The sequence below is a fragment of the Azospirillum sp. 11R-A genome, assembly GCF_049472615.1.
Classification (GTDB): domain Bacteria; phylum Pseudomonadota; class Alphaproteobacteria; order Azospirillales; family Azospirillaceae; genus Azospirillum; species Azospirillum palustre.
Genome location: NZ_JBCEBL010000043.1, coordinates 1 through 15,294, shown reverse-complemented (window position 1 = coordinate 15,294; position 15,294 = coordinate 1). Strand labels below are relative to the sequence as shown.

The window sequence follows — 15,294 nt, the reverse complement described above, 5'->3', positions numbered from 1 at the left end:
TCGTTTTTCGGGACCGGCTTATTTCTTGGGAGCCGTTTTGGCGTCCTTGTCGGTCGTGTCGCACAGCATGAACAGCACCGACGACTCCAGCGGCGTCCAGACCAGCAGGTAACGCTCCTTGTCGCGGTCGCCGAGGAAGACGATCGTCTCCGAATCGGCGACGGACTTGGGATGGATCTCGCCGAGCAGGTAGCCCATGCGGCCGTAATTCGCCATGGTCCCCTGGAAGATGAAGTCCAGCCGCTCCTGATCGTCCTTCGCGACCTCCCAGCCGAACTGTTCCTGCCGCACGCAGCGGCGGCCGTATTCGTCCAGGACCTTGTCCATGAAGCTGCGATAGGTGCCGTCGTCGGTCAGCGGGTAGGCCGGCTCGCTGAAGCGGACCTTGGTCATCGGCGACCCCAGCATGACCTTGGCCTTGCTCTGCTTGGCGCCGGGCTTCGCCGGGGCGGCGGCCTTGGGGGCCTGCTTCGGATGCTCTTCGGCATGGGCGGGGCTGGCGGCGGGAACGGCGACGCACCAGACGGCCACTGCGGCGGCGAACAGGCCGGCAGGGACGGCCGGCGTCAGGGCGGAGAGCAGGGAACGAAACGGACTCCGCATGCGGAGGTCTCCTCGATATGCAAAACGATGACGATACCCGCGCCGGCGATCCGCCGGCGATGTGGATGCGTCGGGCATGGTCGCTTGGGGCACTTGCGTTTCCGCGGACCGTCCGCTAACACGCCGCGGAAGCGCTGTACACCCGCAGCGACCGGATTGGGGGCGGCCATGACGACGACGCAGGGCACTGGCAAAGATACGCAAACCGGCGCCGAAGCAGGCGGTTCTACGGTGGCGGACAGCGTGACGGCACGGCTCGACTCGGTGCGGCGTGCCATTGCGGAGACGGAATCCGCCTGCGGGCGCGACAAGAATACCGTCACTCTGGTCGCGGTGTCGAAGACCCATCCGGCCGAAGCGGTGGAGGAGGCCCTTGCCGCCGGCCAGCGCGTGTTCGGCGAGAACCGCGTGCAGGAGGCCAAGGGCAAGTTCCCGGCGCTGAAGGAGCGCTTCCCCGACCTGGAACTGCATCTGATCGGGCCGCTCCAGACCAACAAGGTCAAGGATGCGGTCGCCCTGTTCGACGTGATCCAGACCCTGGACCGCCCGAAGCTGGCCGAGGCGCTGGCGGAAGAAATGGCGAAGTCTGGCCGCCGGCCGCGCTGCCTGATCGAGGTGAACACCGGCGAGGAGCCGCAGAAGGCTGGAATCGCCCCGGCGGAGGTCGAGGCCTTCCTGGCCGACTGCCGCGACCGGCTGGGGCTGCCGGTCGCCGGGCTGATGTGCATCCCACCGGTGGACGAGGAGCCGGCCATGCATTTCGCCCTGCTGGCCGGGATGGCGCGCCGGCTGGGGCTGCCGGAGATCAGCATGGGCATGAGCGGAGATTACGAAACCGCCGTCCGCTTCGGCGCCACCCATGTGCGGGTCGGCACGGCGATCTTCGGTGCGCGTCCCTACCCGGCCCAATAAGGCCCGGCCCGGGGTTCGACAGCAGCATCAGGCACCCGGGTCGGCAACGCTGAGCGCGCTGCCCGGCCCGCAATCCTTCAGCAGCCGGAGCATGTCCTCGGGCGCCAGCGCGACGCAGCCCGCAGTCGGCGTCCGGTCGGGACGGACGAGGTGCAGGAACACGGCACTGCCCATTCCCGGCACCACCGGGTCGTCATTGTGCCCCATCACCACCACGATGTCGTAGACGTGGTCGTCCCGCCACATCTCCTCATGGCTGGCCGGATAGGGGCGGACGACAGGCCGGTTGTAGGCGGGATCCTCCGGCGCGTCGCACCAGCCATCCTGCTCGGCGATGGGGTGGAGCGGCAGCCCGGTCTCCGGCGGCGGCAGCCGGTCGGCGCGCCACAGCACGCGGCGCAGCGGGAACCGGCCGACGGGGGTGGCGCCGTCGCCCTCCCGCTTGTCGGGGCGGACACCGCCACGACCCAGCACGCAGGGCGCCTCCCCGCCCGGCCAGCGCAGGCGGCCGGTGGTGACCGGACCGACGCCGTCGGGTCCGACCTTGTCGGTGCCGCGGCGATCCGGCGTCACACCGATCTCGATGCTCATCCCGAAACCCGCGTGGTGCTGGTGGCCGTCTGCGCCGCTTTGCGCGACTGCTCATACTTGGCCAGATTGCGCATCATCGTCTCCGACAGCATGTCCGGCGTGACCGGAGCCGATCCGGCAGCCGGTGAAGCGGCCGGCGCGGCATCGCCCGGCTGGGCGGGGGCCGGCTGCCCGGCGCCGGCCTGCGGCTGGCCGCCATTGGCCGCCGTGGCACCGATGGCGCGGGCGGAGGCTGTCACCGCTCCCGGAACCGACGCCGCATAGCGGGGGGCGCTGTGCTTCGCCAGGGCCGAACTGGCCAGCGGGGTGTCGCGCGCCGGCATCTTGCTGGGGTGCGGGGCGGCACCCGCGGCCAGCTGCGCGGTGAGGGCCGGCGAGGCCTCCGCGGATGCGGCTTTGGCAGCGGCCGGCGACGCGGCGGCAAGCCGGATCGGCTGTCCGGTGGCGGCGGGAGCCGGCGACGGTGCGGAGGCCAGGTCGGCCGGCTTGGCGGCGGCCAGTGCCGCGGCAAGCCCGGCGGCAGGCGCCTGCTGCGGCTCCGCGGGGGAGCCGGACGCCGCCGGCCCCCCCGAGGCGTCCGCAACGGCAGTGGAGGCGGCGGGATGGTCACCGCCCCCAAAGCCGAGCGAGGCCATGACCGTTTCCCCCACATCCTGACCCGTCGCCTGTTCCATCACCGCGTTGGCGATGGAGGCCATGCCGCCGATCACGCCGCCATACAGCATGTCGCCCATGATCCGCATGGATGGCTGGATGGTGTCGCCGGTGATCTCGCGATAGACGGTGCTGACGATCGGGATGTGCTGCAACGGGTTGATGATGTCCAGGAAGTCCCAGAAGGACATGTCGCCCTGGATTTCCACCGGGCCGCCATTGTGGCCGTCGTTGATGACCGGCGACGCCTTCTCGCGCGGCACCGCACGCGGAACGGCGCTGCTGTCGATGGTGGTGGCGTCGATGGCCATGGGCGGTCTCTCCCGGCTCGGTGGTCACGGCAGGTACAGCAAGCGCCGTGCCAAGCCCCCATGGCCGAACCGGTGCGGAATCACCCGTTTCGGGAGGATCCTGACGGTCGCACCCGGAATCCGATTCCCAACACCGCATGAACGGTAGGAGGGGCGGCAAGAACTGCCGGGCCGGCATGGCGATTCCTGCCCTGCCGGCTCAAGCCGGGCTGAAGGCTCAGAACATGTGGCCGCTGCGTTCCGCCTTGGTGCGGAGATAGGCCTCGTTGTGGCCGTTGGCGGGGAAGATGTGGGCCACGCGTTCCACCACGGCGATGCCGCAGCGGGCGAGCTGGCGCAGCTTTTCCGGGTTGTTGGTCATCAGCCGGACGGAATCGAAGCCAAGCTGCCGCAACATCTCCGCCGCCGGCAGATAGACGCGCTCGTCGGCCTCGAAGCCGAGGATTTCGTTGGCGTCCACCGTGTCGAAACCACGGTCCTGGATGCGGTAGGCGCGCAGCTTGTTGACCAGCCCGATGCCGCGCCCCTCCTGCGCCAGATACAGCAGCACGCCGCTACCCTGCCGGGCGATCTCGGCGATGGCGCCGCGCAGCTGGTCGCCGCAGTCGCAGCGCAGCGACCCCAGCAGGTCCCCGGTGAAGCATTCCGAGTGCAGGCGGGCCAGCACCGGCTGCGTCGGATCGGGCTCGCCGATGACGATGGCCAGATGCTCCGGCCCGCCGTCGGCCGGGCGGAAGGCGTAGATGCGTGTGTTCTCCGACCCGACCAGCGGCACCCGCGCATCGGCGACGCGGCGCAGGGTCCGCACCACATGCACGCGGTAATCGGCCACGTCCGACGCCCGCACCAGCAGCAGGTCATGCTCCGCCGCCCACTCCGCGGCGCTGACCACTGCCCCACCCCGGACCGCCCCACCAGAAACCGGCCCACCAGATACCGGCAACGGCAGGTCGGCGGTGATGGCGGCGGGCAGCAGGCGGGCCAGCCGGGCGAGGTCCACCGCCGCGGCCTCGCGGCTGCCGGGGCAGGCCTCGGTGGCGGTCAAGCCGGCCGGCAGCGCATCCTGGGCCTGCGGATATTGTTCGGGATCGGCCAGCGCATGGGCCTGGTCGGCCGTCAGCCCGTCGGGCCGGTCGAGCGTCATGGCGCCGAATGCCTCCGCCGCCGCACCGGGCGCCTGATCGTCGGCGATGTCGCTCGCCGGCTGCGCCGCACCGGCGGCGGCCAGCCCCAGCACGACGGCGCGGCGGCGGGTGACCGCCAGCCGGGGAGTGCCGCCGGTCAGCGCCTTCAGCCGGTCCACCGTATCGAGCGCCACCGACTCCACCGAGACCGCGGCGCCGACGGTGCCGTCGGCCGTCTCGATCGCCACCACCTCGCCCCGGCGCAGGGCGGCCAGAGCCCGGTCGACGGCGCGCACGGCGGCCTCGTCGATCGGAGCCGCTTTGGGAGCTGCCGCGGGCGCGGACAGGGTGACCGTGGTGGTGGCGGAGGAGTGTTCGGCTTGCATCGTCAGCGGCTTTGCGTAGCGGGTGCGCCGGCTCCGGCGCGAAAAACGGGACATGGTGCGTTCGGCGGGCGAAGCAAAGCGCAGGTGGCGCGCCCCTGTCCAGCGATTCCCGCGCGCCACACCGTTGCCGAAGGCGCAACGATCCCGCCAGCCAGCCCGACCCAGGAGCCCTTCGGGACCGGATCGGGACGGAATGCCGGACGGAGTCGGCACCTCCAACGGGCCGCTCCGCCACCGGAACCCCGGGCGTTAGGATGACAGCCACAGCCCTTCAACCGGGAGCCCTTCCCCCGTGACCACCCGTTCGACGCCCCCTGAACAGCCCGCATCCGTGCATCTGGTGATGCCTGCCGATCTTCCGGCCGACGCCTATGGCCGCCGCATGGTCGAAGCGCTGCGCGCCGCCGGGGCCGGCATCACCATCCATGCCCTGCCCGGCCCGCACCCGCAGGTCGACCCGTCGGCGATCCTGGCGGCCGACGTCGCGCTGGCACGGCTGCCCGACGGCGCTCCGGTCCTGCTGGACGGCAACGCCCTGGCCAATCTCGCCGCCAGCCTGCCGGTCGACAGCCAACGCCTGCGCTTCACCGCGCTGGTCGAACGCCTGCACTGGACGGACCCCGCGCTGCCGGCCGACGAGGCCGCGGCCCGCCGCAATCTGGAACAGGGGGCGCTGGCGCTGATGCGCCGCATCGCGGTGCCGGACGACGCGGTCGCCGCCACCGTGCGGGAGTTGGGCGTTCAGCCCGACCGGATCGTCCGTGCCGATCCGGACGCGGAGGGGGCGGCGGCACTGCTGGCGGTCCTCTGAGCGCCTCGGCGAGGGCCGCTGCCCCTCTCGCCACAAGCCATCACGACAATCCACCGGCGCCATGCTACTAAGGCGCGGCCCCGGCACCGCCGCCGACGGCATCCGCCTCCCGGTCCCGTGCCGCAGCCCCGTGCAGCCCCCATACAGCCCATGACCATCGCAAAGCGCATCCTCCTGGTCGATGACGACACCGCCCTGCGCCAGTCCCTGGCGGAGCAGCTTCGGCTGCTGGAGGAGGTCGAGACCGAGGAGGCGGGCGACGGCGCCGGCGCACTGAAGGCGGTCCGCACGGCGGCCGGGGCGGGGACCGGCTTTTCCGCCATCCTGCTCGATGTCGGGCTGCCGGACATGGACGGGCGCGACGTGTGCAAGTTGCTGCGGCGCGAGGGTGTGCGCTGCCCGGTCATCATGCTGACCGCGTCGGCCAGCGATGCCGATACCATCCTGGGTCTGGAGTCCGGCGCCAGCGACTATGTGACCAAGCCCTTCCGCCTGGGGGTGCTGATCGCCCGACTGCGCGCCCAGCTGCGCCAGTTCGAGCAGACGGAGGACGCGGTCTTCGCCATCGGCCCCTACAGTTTCCGCCCCGGCGCCAAGCTGCTGCTGGACGAGGCCGCCAACCGCAAGATCCGCCTGACCGAGAAGGAAACGGCGATCCTGAAATACCTGTACCGTGCCGGCGATCTGGTGGTCGGGCGCGAAACCCTGCTGGGGGAGGTCTGGGGCTACAACGCCGCGGTCACCACCCACACGCTGGAGACCCACGTCTACCGCCTGCGCCAGAAGATCGAGGCCGATCCGTCGAATGCCCGCATCCTGGTGACGGAGCCCGGCGGCTACCGGCTGGTGCCTTAACGGCTGACCGATTGAGGCTGCCGGTCACCGCCCGACATCACCGCCCGACGGGGGCAAGCCCCCGCCGGCTTCCCCGTTCGGCGATGGTGATCTCGCCGGCGAAACCCAGCCAGCGGTGACGCTCGCCCGCCTGAAGCTTGGCATTGGGTTTGGCATAAGACTTCGTCTGGTGGTTGAGCCGGGCGGCGCCCAGGCCGCAGGCGGACGGACCGACCCACAGCCCGCGGCCGCGCGGCACCACCGGCAGCAGCCGCAGCTTGCGCCCGACAATCGCCATCCGGCGGCGCCAATGGGCAACGTCATGCGGTGAAACGCCGACCCGGCGCGCGATCTCGCGATCCGACAGCAGCGCGCTGCCGGGATCCTGCAGCAGTTCCAGAACGGCACGCCGCTTGTCGGTGTCGGCATGGCGGGAGTGCTTGCGCTCCAGCGCCTTGCCCATGTCCCACAGCTTCTCCGCGGTTTCGCGCGCCAGGGTGCGCCAGCGGTCGGCCTCCTCGCGCTGGCGGTCGGCATCGCCCGCCGCCTTGTCGAGCTGCCGGCGCAGGGTGGCGAGTTCCAGCTCCAGATCCTTCACCTGCCGGCGCAGACCGCGGACCAGCTCGTCCGGCGGCGGCGGCGGAGCCGGCGCGGGGGCCGGTTCGGACGGGTGGACGGTCGGTGGCGGTTCGGGAGCGGACGACACCGGCGTGCGTGCGCGCTCCGCCAGATCGCGGAAAGACAGCCCGGCACGGGACAGCATGATGCGGGCGGCGCGCAGTGCGGACAGCGCCTCGCCCTGATGCTCCGACTCGGCCATGGCGAGGACTTTGGCGAGCTTGTCAGGATCCATCCGCGTCGGGTTCCGCCGGAGCCGGTCCCCACCCGCGCGGGGACCTGGGAGAAGTCATGCCGCGCACCACGCGACGAGGCCCCAACCTACCACATCTTATGGGTTTGGACAGATGCCCTTCGTAGGGTGGCGACTCGCGACAGGCCGCGTTCGAAAGCCTTGGTCGCCATCCGTGGGAGTCGTCCGGAAGAGAAAAGGGCGGGAGAGATTTACTAGACTTGGACAAGCTTGGCAGCCACGATGGCGCCGTCATGACCGTTCGTTCCACCATCAATCCCGCGCAACCGCCAGCCCAAGACGGGGCCGGCGGCGTCTCCCCCTTTGTCATGCGCTTCTGGGGGGTGCGCGGCAGTATCGCATCGCCCGGCCCGGCAACCGTGCGCTATGGCGGCAACACCGCCTGCATCGAGGTTCGCTGCGGCGGCACCCACATCGTCTTCGATTGCGGCACCGGCATCCGGCCGCTGGGCGAGTCGCTGTCGCGCGAGAGCGGACCGGTGGACATCGACCTGCTGCTGACCCACAGCCATCTCGACCACATCAGCGGCCTGCCCTTCTTCGCCCCGGCCTTCGATCCAGCCAGCCGGATTCGGCTGTGGGCCGGCCATCTGCCGCCGGAGCGGCCCTTCCGCACCGTGCTGGCCGACATGATGACGGCGCCGCTGTTCCCGGTGCCGGTCGAGATCTTCCGCGCCGACTGCCAGTTCCGCGATTTCCAGGCCGGTCAGACGCTGAAGCTGGCGCCGGATGTCGTGGTGCGCACCTGCCGCCTCAACCATCCCGACGGCGCCACCGGTTACCGGGTGGAGCATGGCGGCCGCAGCCTGTGCATCCTGACCGATACCGAGCATCCGTCCGAGGGCCGCGATCCGGTGATCCTGGACCTGCTGCGCGGTGCCGATCTGATGGTTTATGACAGCACCTACACCGACGCCGAATACCCGTCGCGTGTCGGCTGGGGCCATTCGACCTGGCAGGAGTGCCTGCGGCTGGCCGAGGCCGCCGGAGTCGGCCGCGCGGTGATCTTCCACCATGATCCCGCCCGCACCGACGACGCGCTGGACGTCATTGCGGCAGAGGCGGAGGCGATGCGCCCCGGTTCGCTGGTCGCCCGCGAAGGGATGAAGTTGTCCCTCTAAGAGCCGGCATGGTTCTTACCGGTTGAATCCTCAACAATCAGATCCACTGAACAAAAGTGCTTGTGCGTGTTCAATACGCCACAGGTTGCTTTGTCACACTGGCCTCCTGTGACAATCTTGGTATTAGATCGGTGTGCAACCCCGCCTGGATTGGGGCGGGCGGGGTCGTTGAAGCGTGCAAAGCTCGGGGGAAAGCGATGCGCATGACCGGTCGTGCCTTGGGGATGCTTGCCGTGCTGACCGTCGCGACGCAGCTCGGCGGCTGCGCCACCACACCGCCGCTGGAAAGCGCGAAGCTGGACGGCGACCCGCGCAGCGTGGTGCTGCACCATCCCGCCAGCGGCGAGACGACATCCGTCACCTACTGGCGTCCCGGCGACGGATACGATCCGGCCGCGATGCGCGAGATCGCCGTCCTGTTCCGCGACCGCCGCAGCGACGAGGTGATCCCGGTCGATCCGGGCCTGGTCGACATGCTGGTGGAACTGCGCCAGCGCGTCGGCGCCCTCCCTGACTCGCCGATCCGCATCACCTCGGGCTACCGGTCGAGCGCCAGCAACGCCAGCCTCGCCCGCACCAACCCGAACGTCGCCGAGAACTCCTACCACTTGCGCGGACAGGCGGCCGACTTCTCCATCGCCGGCATCCCGCCGTCGCGTCTGGCGGAAGAGGCGGCGGCGATGCAGCGCGGCGGCTACGCGATGTACGCCCACACCGGCCATGTCCATGTCGACACCGGCCCCTTCCGCACCTGGACGCCGAAGACCGGCGAGCCGCGCGCGCCGCAGATCCTGGAGGCGCAGGCCCGTGCCCGCGCCAGGGCCCAGGCGCTGGCCCAGAAGAGCGTCGGCAAGGGCCGCGTCCAACTGGCTGATGCGGGGGCGAAAGCGGGCAAGCCGGCCAAGGCTCCGGGGAAGTCGGCCGCCCTCGCGCCGCCCGATCTGTCGCGCGTCCGCGTGGCCCTGGCCCAGGTGAAGGAAATGCCGGTGCAGAAGACGGCGAAGCGCTAAACTGCCGGCGCATCCCCGTCATCCGCGTCCCGGTACCGTCATGACCACCCTGCTGATCCCCCGCCACGGCCCGACCGCCTGGAACGCCGAAGGGCGCATCCAGGGCAGCATCGACGAGCCGCTGTCCGACGCCGGCCGCGCACGGGTCGCCCGCTACCGCCTGCCGTCCGGGTCGGTCGGACTGCGCTGGGTCGCCAGCCCGAAGCGCCGGGCCTGGGAAACCGCCCTGCTGCTCGGCCTCGATCCCAGACCGGAACCGCGGATCGTCGAGATGGATTGGGGCGAGTGGGAAGGCCAGCGCACCGAGGAGTTGCGGGCCGACGGCCGTATGCCGGTCCGCCACGACCGGCTGGGGCTGGACTTCAAGGCACCCGGCGGTGAAAGCCCGCGCGAGGTGCAGGCCCGCCTGCGCTCCTGGCTCGCCGATCTGGCGGCAGAGGGGCATCCGACCGGCGCCGTCGCCCACAACGGCATCCTGCGCGCGCTCTATGCGCTCGCCACCGGCTGGGACATGCGCGACGATCCGGCGGAGGAGCTGCGCAACGGCTGCGCCCACCTGTTCCGGCTGACCAGGGACGGCACGCCGGAACTGCTGCGGTTGAACATCGGCCTGCTCGAGTAAGGCTTTACCGGAGCGAGGGGGCGCGACCGCCCCCTCCCCCCGTCAGGCAGTCAGCCATCAGACATCCAGATCGACGATCACCGGCACATGGTCCGACGGCTTGGGTTCCCAGCCGCGGGCATCGCGCAGCACCTTGATGCCCTTCAGCGCGCCTTCGAGCGGCGGCGTCACCCAGATATGGTCCAGGCGCCGGCCGCGATTGGAGGCGGCCCAGTCCTTCGCCCGGTAGCTCCACCAGGTGTAGAGCTTCTCCTCCGGCGGAACGAAGCGGCGCAGAGCGTCGACCCAACCGGCCGAAGCCTGCATCGCCGCCAGCTTCTCGACCTCGATGGGCGTGTGGGAGACCACGGACAGCAGTTCCCTGTGGCTCCAGACATCCTGCTCCAGGGGCGCGATGTTCAGGTCGCCGACCAGCACCATCGGACGGTCGGGCGTCCGTTCCGTGCTGAGCCAGTGGGTCATCTCGTCCAGGAACTGGAGCTTGTGGGCGAACTTGTCGTTCACCGCCGGATCGGGGATGTCGCCGCCCGCCGGGATATAGACACTGTGCAGCTCGATCCCGCCCGGCAGATGGGCGAGGGCGTGGCGGCAATCCTGCTTGCCGCACCAGTGCTGGACGTCGTGCGAAGAGAAGGGCAGGCGCGACAGGATGGCGACGCCGTTGTAGCTCTTCATCCCATGGATGTGGGCGTGGACATAGCCGCGCTCCGCCAGCGGGCCGAGCGGGAAGTCGGCGTCCACCACCTTGGTTTCCTGCAGGCAGATCACGTCCGGTTGCTCCTCTTCCATCAGGCGGAGGAGAAGGTCCAGACGCATGCGGACCGAATTGATGTTCCAGGTCGCGATGCGCATCGGCGGCGGCTCAGGCGATGGTCAGGGTCAGGGTGCCGACGCCCTCGACCGCACCGGTCAGCACGTCGCCGGCCACCACCGCGCCGACACCCTCCGGCGTGCCGGTGTAGATCAGGTCGCCCGGCTGCAGTTCGACCAGCCCGGACAGGTAGGAGATCGTCTCCGCTACCGACCAGATCAGGTCGGACAGGTCGCCCTTCTGCCGCGGCTCGCCATTCACCTCCAGCGTGACGGCACCCTTGGCCGGGTGGCCGATGTCGGCGACGGTGCGGATTGCGGAGCAGGGAGCCGACTGGTCGAAGCCCTTGCCCATGTCCCAGGGCTTGCCTTCCTTCTTGGCCGCGTTCTGCAGGTCGCGCCGGGTCATATCGAGCCCGACGGCATAGCCGAACACATGCTCCAGCGCCCGGTCGACCGGGATGTCACGGCCTCCGGTCCCAATCGCCACCACCAGTTCGATCTCGTGATGCAGGTTGGCGGTCTTCGGCGGATAGGGGATGGTGGCGCCGTCGGCAACGATGGCATCGGCCGGCTTCATGAAGAAGAAGGGCGGCTCGCGGTCGGGATCGGCGCCCATCTCGCGCGCATGGGCGGCATAGTTGCGGCCGACGCAGTAGATACGCCGCACCGGGAACGGATCGCCGCCCGTGACGGGGACGGCCGGCTGGGACCACAGGGGAATGGCGAAGGCCATGGCATCGGCTCTCTGGTTGGGACACTGTCGAACAGCTAACCCGAAAGCCGGCAACGGACCAAGCGCCCAACCATCCGCCCTGCCCTGCAAAGCGCTCCAGCGTGCCGGGGGCAAGGTTCGGGGCGGGTCCGTCTGGAAACGAAGACGCCCGGTCTGGGGGGGACCGGGCGTCGGAAGCTCCGATTCGGGAACCCGCGCGCGGCAGGGGAAACCGCAGGGCGGGCGATCGGCGTCGAATCGGCGTCGATCACTTCTTGACTCTTCAAGATGGAATTTGTGCGCGCTCCCACCAATACGCCAGACGCATATCTGGCATGCATAGCCTATCGCCTGTGCAGTTCTTGCTGACAAACGAAAGCCATACCCGCATTTTATCCGTTCATCCGATAATTCACCCAAAATATGGCATCCACGGTGACTGACAACGAGCGTTCCACCCCCGCCGACCGGCGGTCGCGTCTGCGGCCCGGAAAGAACGGCAAGCTTGCCCTCGGCCCCCTTCCCGAGCTTGTGGGGTACAACCTGCGCAAGGCTCAGGTCGCGGTGTTCCAGAGCTTCCAGAACGCGGTCGCTCCGCATGACATCACGCCCGGCCAGTTCGGCGTGCTGATCATGATCCGGGAGAATGAAGGCCTGTCGCAGTCCGATCTGGGCACGGCGGTCGGCATCGACCGGTCGACGATGGTCGCCGTGATCGACCGGCTCGAGTCGCGCGGCCTGGTCGTCCGCGCCCCGTCGCCCAACGATCGCCGCTCCTACGCCCTGCGCCTGTCGCCGGAAGGCCAGACGCTGATGGACGACCTGATCCCACGCGTCCAGGCTCATGACCAGGGCATGGTCAAGGACCTCTCTCCGGAAGAGCAGACGCAGTTCATCGACTTCCTGCGCCGCGTGTCGCGGTCGAAGTAAGGGGCAAGGTCCCTTCCGTTCCAGGCACCGGAAACGACTGACAGCCCGCCCCGCACCGGCAATCGCCAAGTGCGGGGCGGGCTTTTCTATTGTGCCAGGAAACGACTCGGGAAGTATGTCCGCCGCGCCGAACCGGCCGACCGGAGCATTCGGGAACCAGCCGCGAGGCGTCAGTCCACTTCGTTCGCGGTCAGGAACATCGCCTTCGACAGGGCGGCGAAGAACTGCTGATAAGGCTCGGCATCCGATACTGCGACCAGATTGTATTGCGCGCTCGCCCGCACCGCCATTTGGGTCTTACCGCGTGGGCGAACCGTAACCGTCATGCGCATGGCATAGCCGGACAGCTTGGTTCCGCTGATGATGCCCAACTGCTCATCGGCTTTATCGATGACGAAGCCGAGATCCTGAAGACTGCTGATTACCGTGCGAATCGTCAGGTTACGGTCGCTGGTGTCGAAAGCCCGCGTCTGGATCGCGCGCAGCTCAACCTGGCTCTTGTCGACGGCCATCACCTGTTGCTTCGAGTCCGTCTGGCATCCGCCAAGCGAAAGCAAAGCAAACCCGAGTGCCATGACCCCAGCGCGGACCGACAAATTCCGGCGATCGGTCATGCTCATATCTGGTGCGCCTCAAGAAAAACAGATTGCGAGAGTTTTTCGAAGAACTGCTGATGGATTTCGGACTTGTCGATCGTCTCGACGCGCGAGACCTGATTCTTCGTGTTCCAAATCACACGCTGGAAAGTCGCACGGACGGCGATGCCGCTTCGATCGCCTGTCGGCCGCGTCACGATGGAGATCCTGATCTTCTGATTGGCGTCCCACACCGGGTCCGCACGGCCTCCCATGGCCGCAACCAGGAGAGCAAAGAAGACCTGCCCGGCAACCTGTCCTGACTCGACCGCATCGCGGTCCTTGGAGGCGACGATCAACCCGGCCTTGAGGTTGGTTTCCTCGGTGGTAAAGCCGAGGTCCTGCAGCACACCGGCACAAGCAGCGAGGATGTTCCGTTCATCGGTCGTGTCGAAGCGCCGGGTCTGCATCTGACGCTGCCCAAGACTCTCGGCCGCCAGCGTAAGCGCAGCGGTCTGCTGCTGCGTTCCCGACGTCTGCTGGCAGCCCGCCAACACCGATAGGATCAGGACGGATGCGACGACCCGGCACTTCATGCTGCCGCTCCGGTCAGAAGCTGCTGGAGCGATACGAAAAATCGCGAACCCGGCTGCCCTCGTCGAATTTGACGATCACCGTCAACGTCCGCTGCGAGGTGCTGCGGGCGCCCGCGGAGCCGCTGACGCCGGCGCCGCCCAAGGCACCGCCAATGCCGGCGCCAATCGGACCACCGCCCAGAATCAGTGCGTTCACGCCGCCGCTGCTGGACGAGTACGCCGTCTCCGTCGAGATCTTGTCATAGACCCAATTCTCGCGGCGGCGGTCATCCGTCGTTACCATGTTGGGCGAACCAAGCACCTCGACGACTTCCGCACTCGTCATACCGATGCGGATCTCGCGCTGCACCTTGCCGACGGTCAAGCGATCCGCATCCTGTGCCTGACGGACAGCGGCGGCATGCTCCCCAGCCGTCTGGCAACCGGCCAGCAGCGCCGAGGCAAGCCCCATCACGACCAACGTGCAATTCTTGAAGAGCATGGAAGGAGACCTCGATATGAAGGGGATTACGGCTTGGCAGTCGTTTTCGATGCGGTATCCGCCACCGGCGGAACATCCTCTTCACTGCCCAGTTCGAGAGCTGTCAGGAACATTGCCTTTCCCAGCGGCTCAAAGAACAGATCCTTGTAAAAAGCCGGATCGTCCACCTGACTTTCCACCCCGAGGTTCATGACCACGGCGTTGGAGCGTATGATCATACGGGAAGGGCCGCGCGGATAAACCGTGGCGGTCATGCGAAGCTTGGCCAGCTTGCTGGCTGAAACCGTTCCGGCAGCCGGCTCGACCTTGTCGACCCCATAGCCAAGATCCTGGAGCGTGGCGATCACGGTCCGCAGGGCTTTGTTCTGATCGGAGGTTTCGAATGCACGTGCCTGCATTGCCCTCAATTCGACGGGGCTTTTCTTGCTGAGCACGATTTGCGGTTGAGTGTTGGTCTGACAGCCTGCGACCGCGAGCGCCATGGCGCCGAAGATCGCAAAACGGATGCTCTTGCTCAATGTCATATCTTGTGAGCCTCAAGGAACGCGCTGGCGGAGAGCTTTTCGAAGAACTCCTGGTAGAGTTGCGGCTCCATCAGCAATTCCGCCTTCCAGGCGTTTCCATGATTGTTGATCAGGATCCGGTCGAAAGCGGTGCGCACTTCGGTCTGACGGCCGCCGGAAACCGGGCTGGCAATGAACGTCACCCGAATGGTCTGCTCTTGGTCCCAGGTGGGATTGTTTGCCACGCCAAGCAGAGCCATTGCGATCGTCAGGCCGATCTGTGCCGCAACCTGCCCGCCCTCCTCCGCACTGCGCTGCTTGGAAGCAACCACCACGCCGACATCGCTCGACGCCTCGGAAATGGTGAAGCCAAGATCCTGAAGGGTCTGGGTTCCTGCCTCGAGCAGAAGCTTCTCGTTCTCGCTGTCGAAACGGCGCGTCTGAAGCGCACGCATCTCAAGCGCCTTCTCCGGCGGTTTGCCGACCGTTTTCGCCACATCGTTCATTGTCTGGCATGCAGACAGCATCCCAGCACCAAGAAGAACCGCAGCCAATCCAATGCGTATACGCACGCGAACCTCGACAGCGCATCTAAACCACCGGTTCATAAAACCAAAAGTAGGTTTTTGGCGCAAGAGGAAACACATACGGGTTAATGCTTCCGATTCGAGGCCGGTTGGTTGTCCCGGCAGCCATTGAGAGCGCCTAACAGAACCATCTTTGGACGAAACGCCAGCAGATGAGGCTGGCGGCTATTTGGTGGAATGCGGTGAAGATGTCAGCGCGCCGTTCGTATCGGACGGCGATGCGACGGAAGCGCGCGAACCAAGCGAG

At 68.0% G+C, this 15,294-nt stretch carries 19 protein-coding genes and 1 pseudogene; 7 read left to right on the top strand and 13 right to left on the bottom strand.

Annotated elements, in window-relative coordinates; all coding sequences use genetic code 11:
- Positions 1-18 precede the first annotated feature (18 nt).
- Positions 19-603 (bottom strand): hypothetical protein, encoded by a 585-nt coding sequence (locus VH569_RS33435; protein ID WP_423321369.1) that lies wholly within the window; start codon positions 601-603, stop codon positions 19-21.
- A 168-nt stretch (positions 604-771) separates the two neighbouring features.
- Between VH569_RS33435 and VH569_RS33430 the strand changes: the two genes are divergently transcribed.
- On the top strand, positions 772-1,515 hold the full coding sequence (locus VH569_RS33430) for a YggS family pyridoxal phosphate-dependent enzyme (protein WP_423321367.1): 744 nt from the start codon (positions 772-774) through the stop codon (positions 1,513-1,515).
- Between the two features lie 27 nt (positions 1,516-1,542).
- Here VH569_RS33430 and VH569_RS33425 read toward each other — a convergent pair whose 3' ends face one another.
- From VH569_RS33425 to ribA, 3 genes are all read right to left on the bottom strand, one after another.
- Positions 1,543-2,106, bottom strand: a complete 564-nt coding sequence (locus VH569_RS33425) for a L,D-transpeptidase family protein (protein WP_423321365.1) — start codon at positions 2,104-2,106, stop codon at positions 1,543-1,545.
- Positions 2,103-3,071 carry a hypothetical protein gene (locus tag VH569_RS33420; RefSeq protein ID WP_423321363.1) on the bottom strand — a complete coding sequence of 323 codons (969 nt, stop codon included), beginning with the start codon at positions 3,069-3,071 and terminating at the stop codon, positions 2,103-2,105. The genes VH569_RS33425 and VH569_RS33420 overlap by 4 nt, the downstream gene beginning before the upstream one ends.
- A gap of 217 nt (positions 3,072-3,288) precedes the next feature.
- Entirely contained in the window at positions 3,289-4,581 is a 1,293-nt protein-coding gene (gene ribA, locus VH569_RS33415) for a GTP cyclohydrolase II (RefSeq protein ID WP_423321396.1), read from the bottom strand.
- A gap of 292 nt (positions 4,582-4,873) precedes the next feature.
- Here ribA and VH569_RS33410 point away from each other — a divergent pair, with 292 nt between their 5' ends.
- A complete protein-coding gene (locus VH569_RS33410; RefSeq protein WP_423321361.1) occupies positions 4,874-5,392 on the top strand; it encodes a glycosyl transferase in 519 nt (172 codons plus the stop codon).
- A gap of 150 nt (positions 5,393-5,542) precedes the next feature.
- Positions 5,543-6,247 (top strand): response regulator transcription factor, encoded by a 705-nt coding sequence (locus VH569_RS33405; protein WP_109095845.1) that lies wholly within the window; start codon positions 5,543-5,545, stop codon positions 6,245-6,247.
- A 37-nt stretch (positions 6,248-6,284) separates the two neighbouring features.
- On the opposite strand, the gene VH569_RS33400 is transcribed toward VH569_RS33405, so the two are convergent.
- Complete coding sequence (locus tag VH569_RS33400) at positions 6,285-7,079, bottom strand: hypothetical protein (protein ID WP_423321359.1); 795 nt, start codon at positions 7,077-7,079, stop codon at positions 6,285-6,287.
- Positions 7,080-7,330: 251 nt separating this feature from the next.
- On the opposite strand from VH569_RS33400, the gene VH569_RS33395 reads away from it, so the two are divergent.
- The 3 genes from VH569_RS33395 to VH569_RS33385 all read left to right on the top strand — a co-directional run bounded on the left by VH569_RS33395 (position 7,331) and on the right by VH569_RS33385 (position 9,850).
- On the top strand, positions 7,331-8,218 hold the full coding sequence (locus tag VH569_RS33395; protein WP_423321357.1) for an MBL fold metallo-hydrolase: 888 nt from the start codon (positions 7,331-7,333) through the stop codon (positions 8,216-8,218).
- A gap of 203 nt (positions 8,219-8,421) precedes the next feature.
- Positions 8,422-9,228 (top strand): YcbK family protein, encoded by an 807-nt coding sequence (locus VH569_RS33390; RefSeq protein ID WP_423321355.1) that lies wholly within the window; start codon positions 8,422-8,424, stop codon positions 9,226-9,228.
- Between the two features lie 40 nt (positions 9,229-9,268).
- Positions 9,269-9,850: a histidine phosphatase family protein gene (locus VH569_RS33385; RefSeq protein WP_423321353.1), complete on the top strand. Its 582-nt coding sequence runs from the start codon at positions 9,269-9,271 to the stop codon at positions 9,848-9,850.
- A gap of 57 nt (positions 9,851-9,907) precedes the next feature.
- On the opposite strand, the gene xth is transcribed toward VH569_RS33385, so the two are convergent.
- Positions 9,908-10,702 (bottom strand): exodeoxyribonuclease III, encoded by a 795-nt coding sequence (xth, locus tag VH569_RS33380; protein ID WP_376958086.1) that lies wholly within the window; start codon positions 10,700-10,702, stop codon positions 9,908-9,910.
- Positions 10,703-10,712: 10 nt separating this feature from the next.
- A complete protein-coding gene (locus VH569_RS33375; protein ID WP_376958085.1) occupies positions 10,713-11,396 on the bottom strand; it encodes a fumarylacetoacetate hydrolase family protein in 684 nt (227 codons plus the stop codon).
- Between the two features lie 414 nt (positions 11,397-11,810).
- Between VH569_RS33375 and VH569_RS33370 the strand changes: the two genes are divergently transcribed.
- A complete protein-coding gene (locus VH569_RS33370; protein WP_244592894.1) occupies positions 11,811-12,305 on the top strand; it encodes a MarR family winged helix-turn-helix transcriptional regulator in 495 nt (164 codons plus the stop codon).
- A 170-nt stretch (positions 12,306-12,475) separates the two neighbouring features.
- Here the strand turns inward: VH569_RS33370 and VH569_RS33365 are convergent, their stop codons facing one another.
- From VH569_RS33365 to VH569_RS33340, 6 genes and pseudogenes are all read right to left on the bottom strand, one after another.
- Complete coding sequence (locus VH569_RS33365) at positions 12,476-12,925, bottom strand: hypothetical protein (protein WP_423321350.1); 450 nt, start codon at positions 12,923-12,925, stop codon at positions 12,476-12,478.
- Complete coding sequence (locus tag VH569_RS33360) at positions 12,922-13,476, bottom strand: hypothetical protein (protein WP_423321349.1); 555 nt, start codon at positions 13,474-13,476, stop codon at positions 12,922-12,924. Before VH569_RS33360 ends, VH569_RS33365 begins: the two co-directional genes overlap by 4 nt.
- 13 nt (positions 13,477-13,489) lie before the next feature.
- Positions 13,490-13,957 carry a hypothetical protein gene (locus tag VH569_RS33355; protein WP_174473298.1) on the bottom strand — a complete coding sequence of 156 codons (468 nt, stop codon included), beginning with the start codon at positions 13,955-13,957 and terminating at the stop codon, positions 13,490-13,492.
- Between the two features lie 26 nt (positions 13,958-13,983).
- Positions 13,984-14,475, bottom strand: coding sequence for a hypothetical protein (locus tag VH569_RS33350; RefSeq protein ID WP_423321347.1), 492 nt, complete (start codon positions 14,473-14,475; stop codon positions 13,984-13,986).
- A 2-nt stretch (positions 14,476-14,477) separates the two neighbouring features.
- The gene (locus tag VH569_RS33345) at positions 14,478-14,966 is read right to left on the bottom strand and encodes a hypothetical protein (RefSeq protein ID WP_209798513.1); all 489 of its coding nucleotides are present in this window, start codon (positions 14,964-14,966) and stop codon (positions 14,478-14,480) included.
- 199 nt (positions 14,967-15,165) lie between these two features.
- Positions 15,166-15,294: pseudogene (locus VH569_RS33340) on the bottom strand (IS5/IS1182 family transposase); the annotation flags it as partial.

What these genes read in the sequence shown, in the direction of transcription:
- VH569_RS33435 (WP_423321369.1), bottom strand. Translation starts at nt 603, where the DNA reads ATGCGGAGTCCGTTTCGTTCCCTGCTCTCCGCCCTGACGCCGGCCGTC.
- VH569_RS33430 (WP_423321367.1), top strand. Translation starts at nt 772, where the DNA reads ATGACGACGACGCAGGGCACTGGCAAAGATACGCAAACCGGCGCCGAA.
- VH569_RS33425 (WP_423321365.1), bottom strand. Translation starts at nt 2,106, where the DNA reads ATGAGCATCGAGATCGGTGTGACGCCGGATCGCCGCGGCACCGACAAG.
- VH569_RS33420 (WP_423321363.1), bottom strand. Translation starts at nt 3,071, where the DNA reads ATGGCCATCGACGCCACCACCATCGACAGCAGCGCCGTTCCGCGTGCG.
- ribA (WP_423321396.1), bottom strand. Translation starts at nt 4,581, where the DNA reads ATGCAAGCCGAACACTCCTCCGCCACCACCACGGTCACCCTGTCCGCG.
- VH569_RS33405 (WP_109095845.1), top strand. Translation starts at nt 5,543, where the DNA reads ATGACCATCGCAAAGCGCATCCTCCTGGTCGATGACGACACCGCCCTG.
- VH569_RS33400 (WP_423321359.1), bottom strand. Translation starts at nt 7,079, where the DNA reads ATGGATCCTGACAAGCTCGCCAAAGTCCTCGCCATGGCCGAGTCGGAG.
- VH569_RS33395 (WP_423321357.1), top strand. Translation starts at nt 7,331, where the DNA reads ATGACCGTTCGTTCCACCATCAATCCCGCGCAACCGCCAGCCCAAGAC.
- VH569_RS33390 (WP_423321355.1), top strand. Translation starts at nt 8,422, where the DNA reads ATGACCGGTCGTGCCTTGGGGATGCTTGCCGTGCTGACCGTCGCGACG.
- VH569_RS33385 (WP_423321353.1), top strand. Translation starts at nt 9,269, where the DNA reads ATGACCACCCTGCTGATCCCCCGCCACGGCCCGACCGCCTGGAACGCC.
- xth (WP_376958086.1), bottom strand. Translation starts at nt 10,702, where the DNA reads ATGCGCATCGCGACCTGGAACATCAATTCGGTCCGCATGCGTCTGGAC.
- VH569_RS33375 (WP_376958085.1), bottom strand. Translation starts at nt 11,396, where the DNA reads ATGGCCTTCGCCATTCCCCTGTGGTCCCAGCCGGCCGTCCCCGTCACG.
- VH569_RS33365 (WP_423321350.1), bottom strand. Translation starts at nt 12,925, where the DNA reads ATGAGCATGACCGATCGCCGGAATTTGTCGGTCCGCGCTGGGGTCATG.
- VH569_RS33360 (WP_423321349.1), bottom strand. Translation starts at nt 13,476, where the DNA reads ATGAAGTGCCGGGTCGTCGCATCCGTCCTGATCCTATCGGTGTTGGCG.
- VH569_RS33355 (WP_174473298.1), bottom strand. Translation starts at nt 13,957, where the DNA reads ATGCTCTTCAAGAATTGCACGTTGGTCGTGATGGGGCTTGCCTCGGCG.
- VH569_RS33345 (WP_209798513.1), bottom strand. Translation starts at nt 14,966, where the DNA reads ATGAACGATGTGGCGAAAACGGTCGGCAAACCGCCGGAGAAGGCGCTT.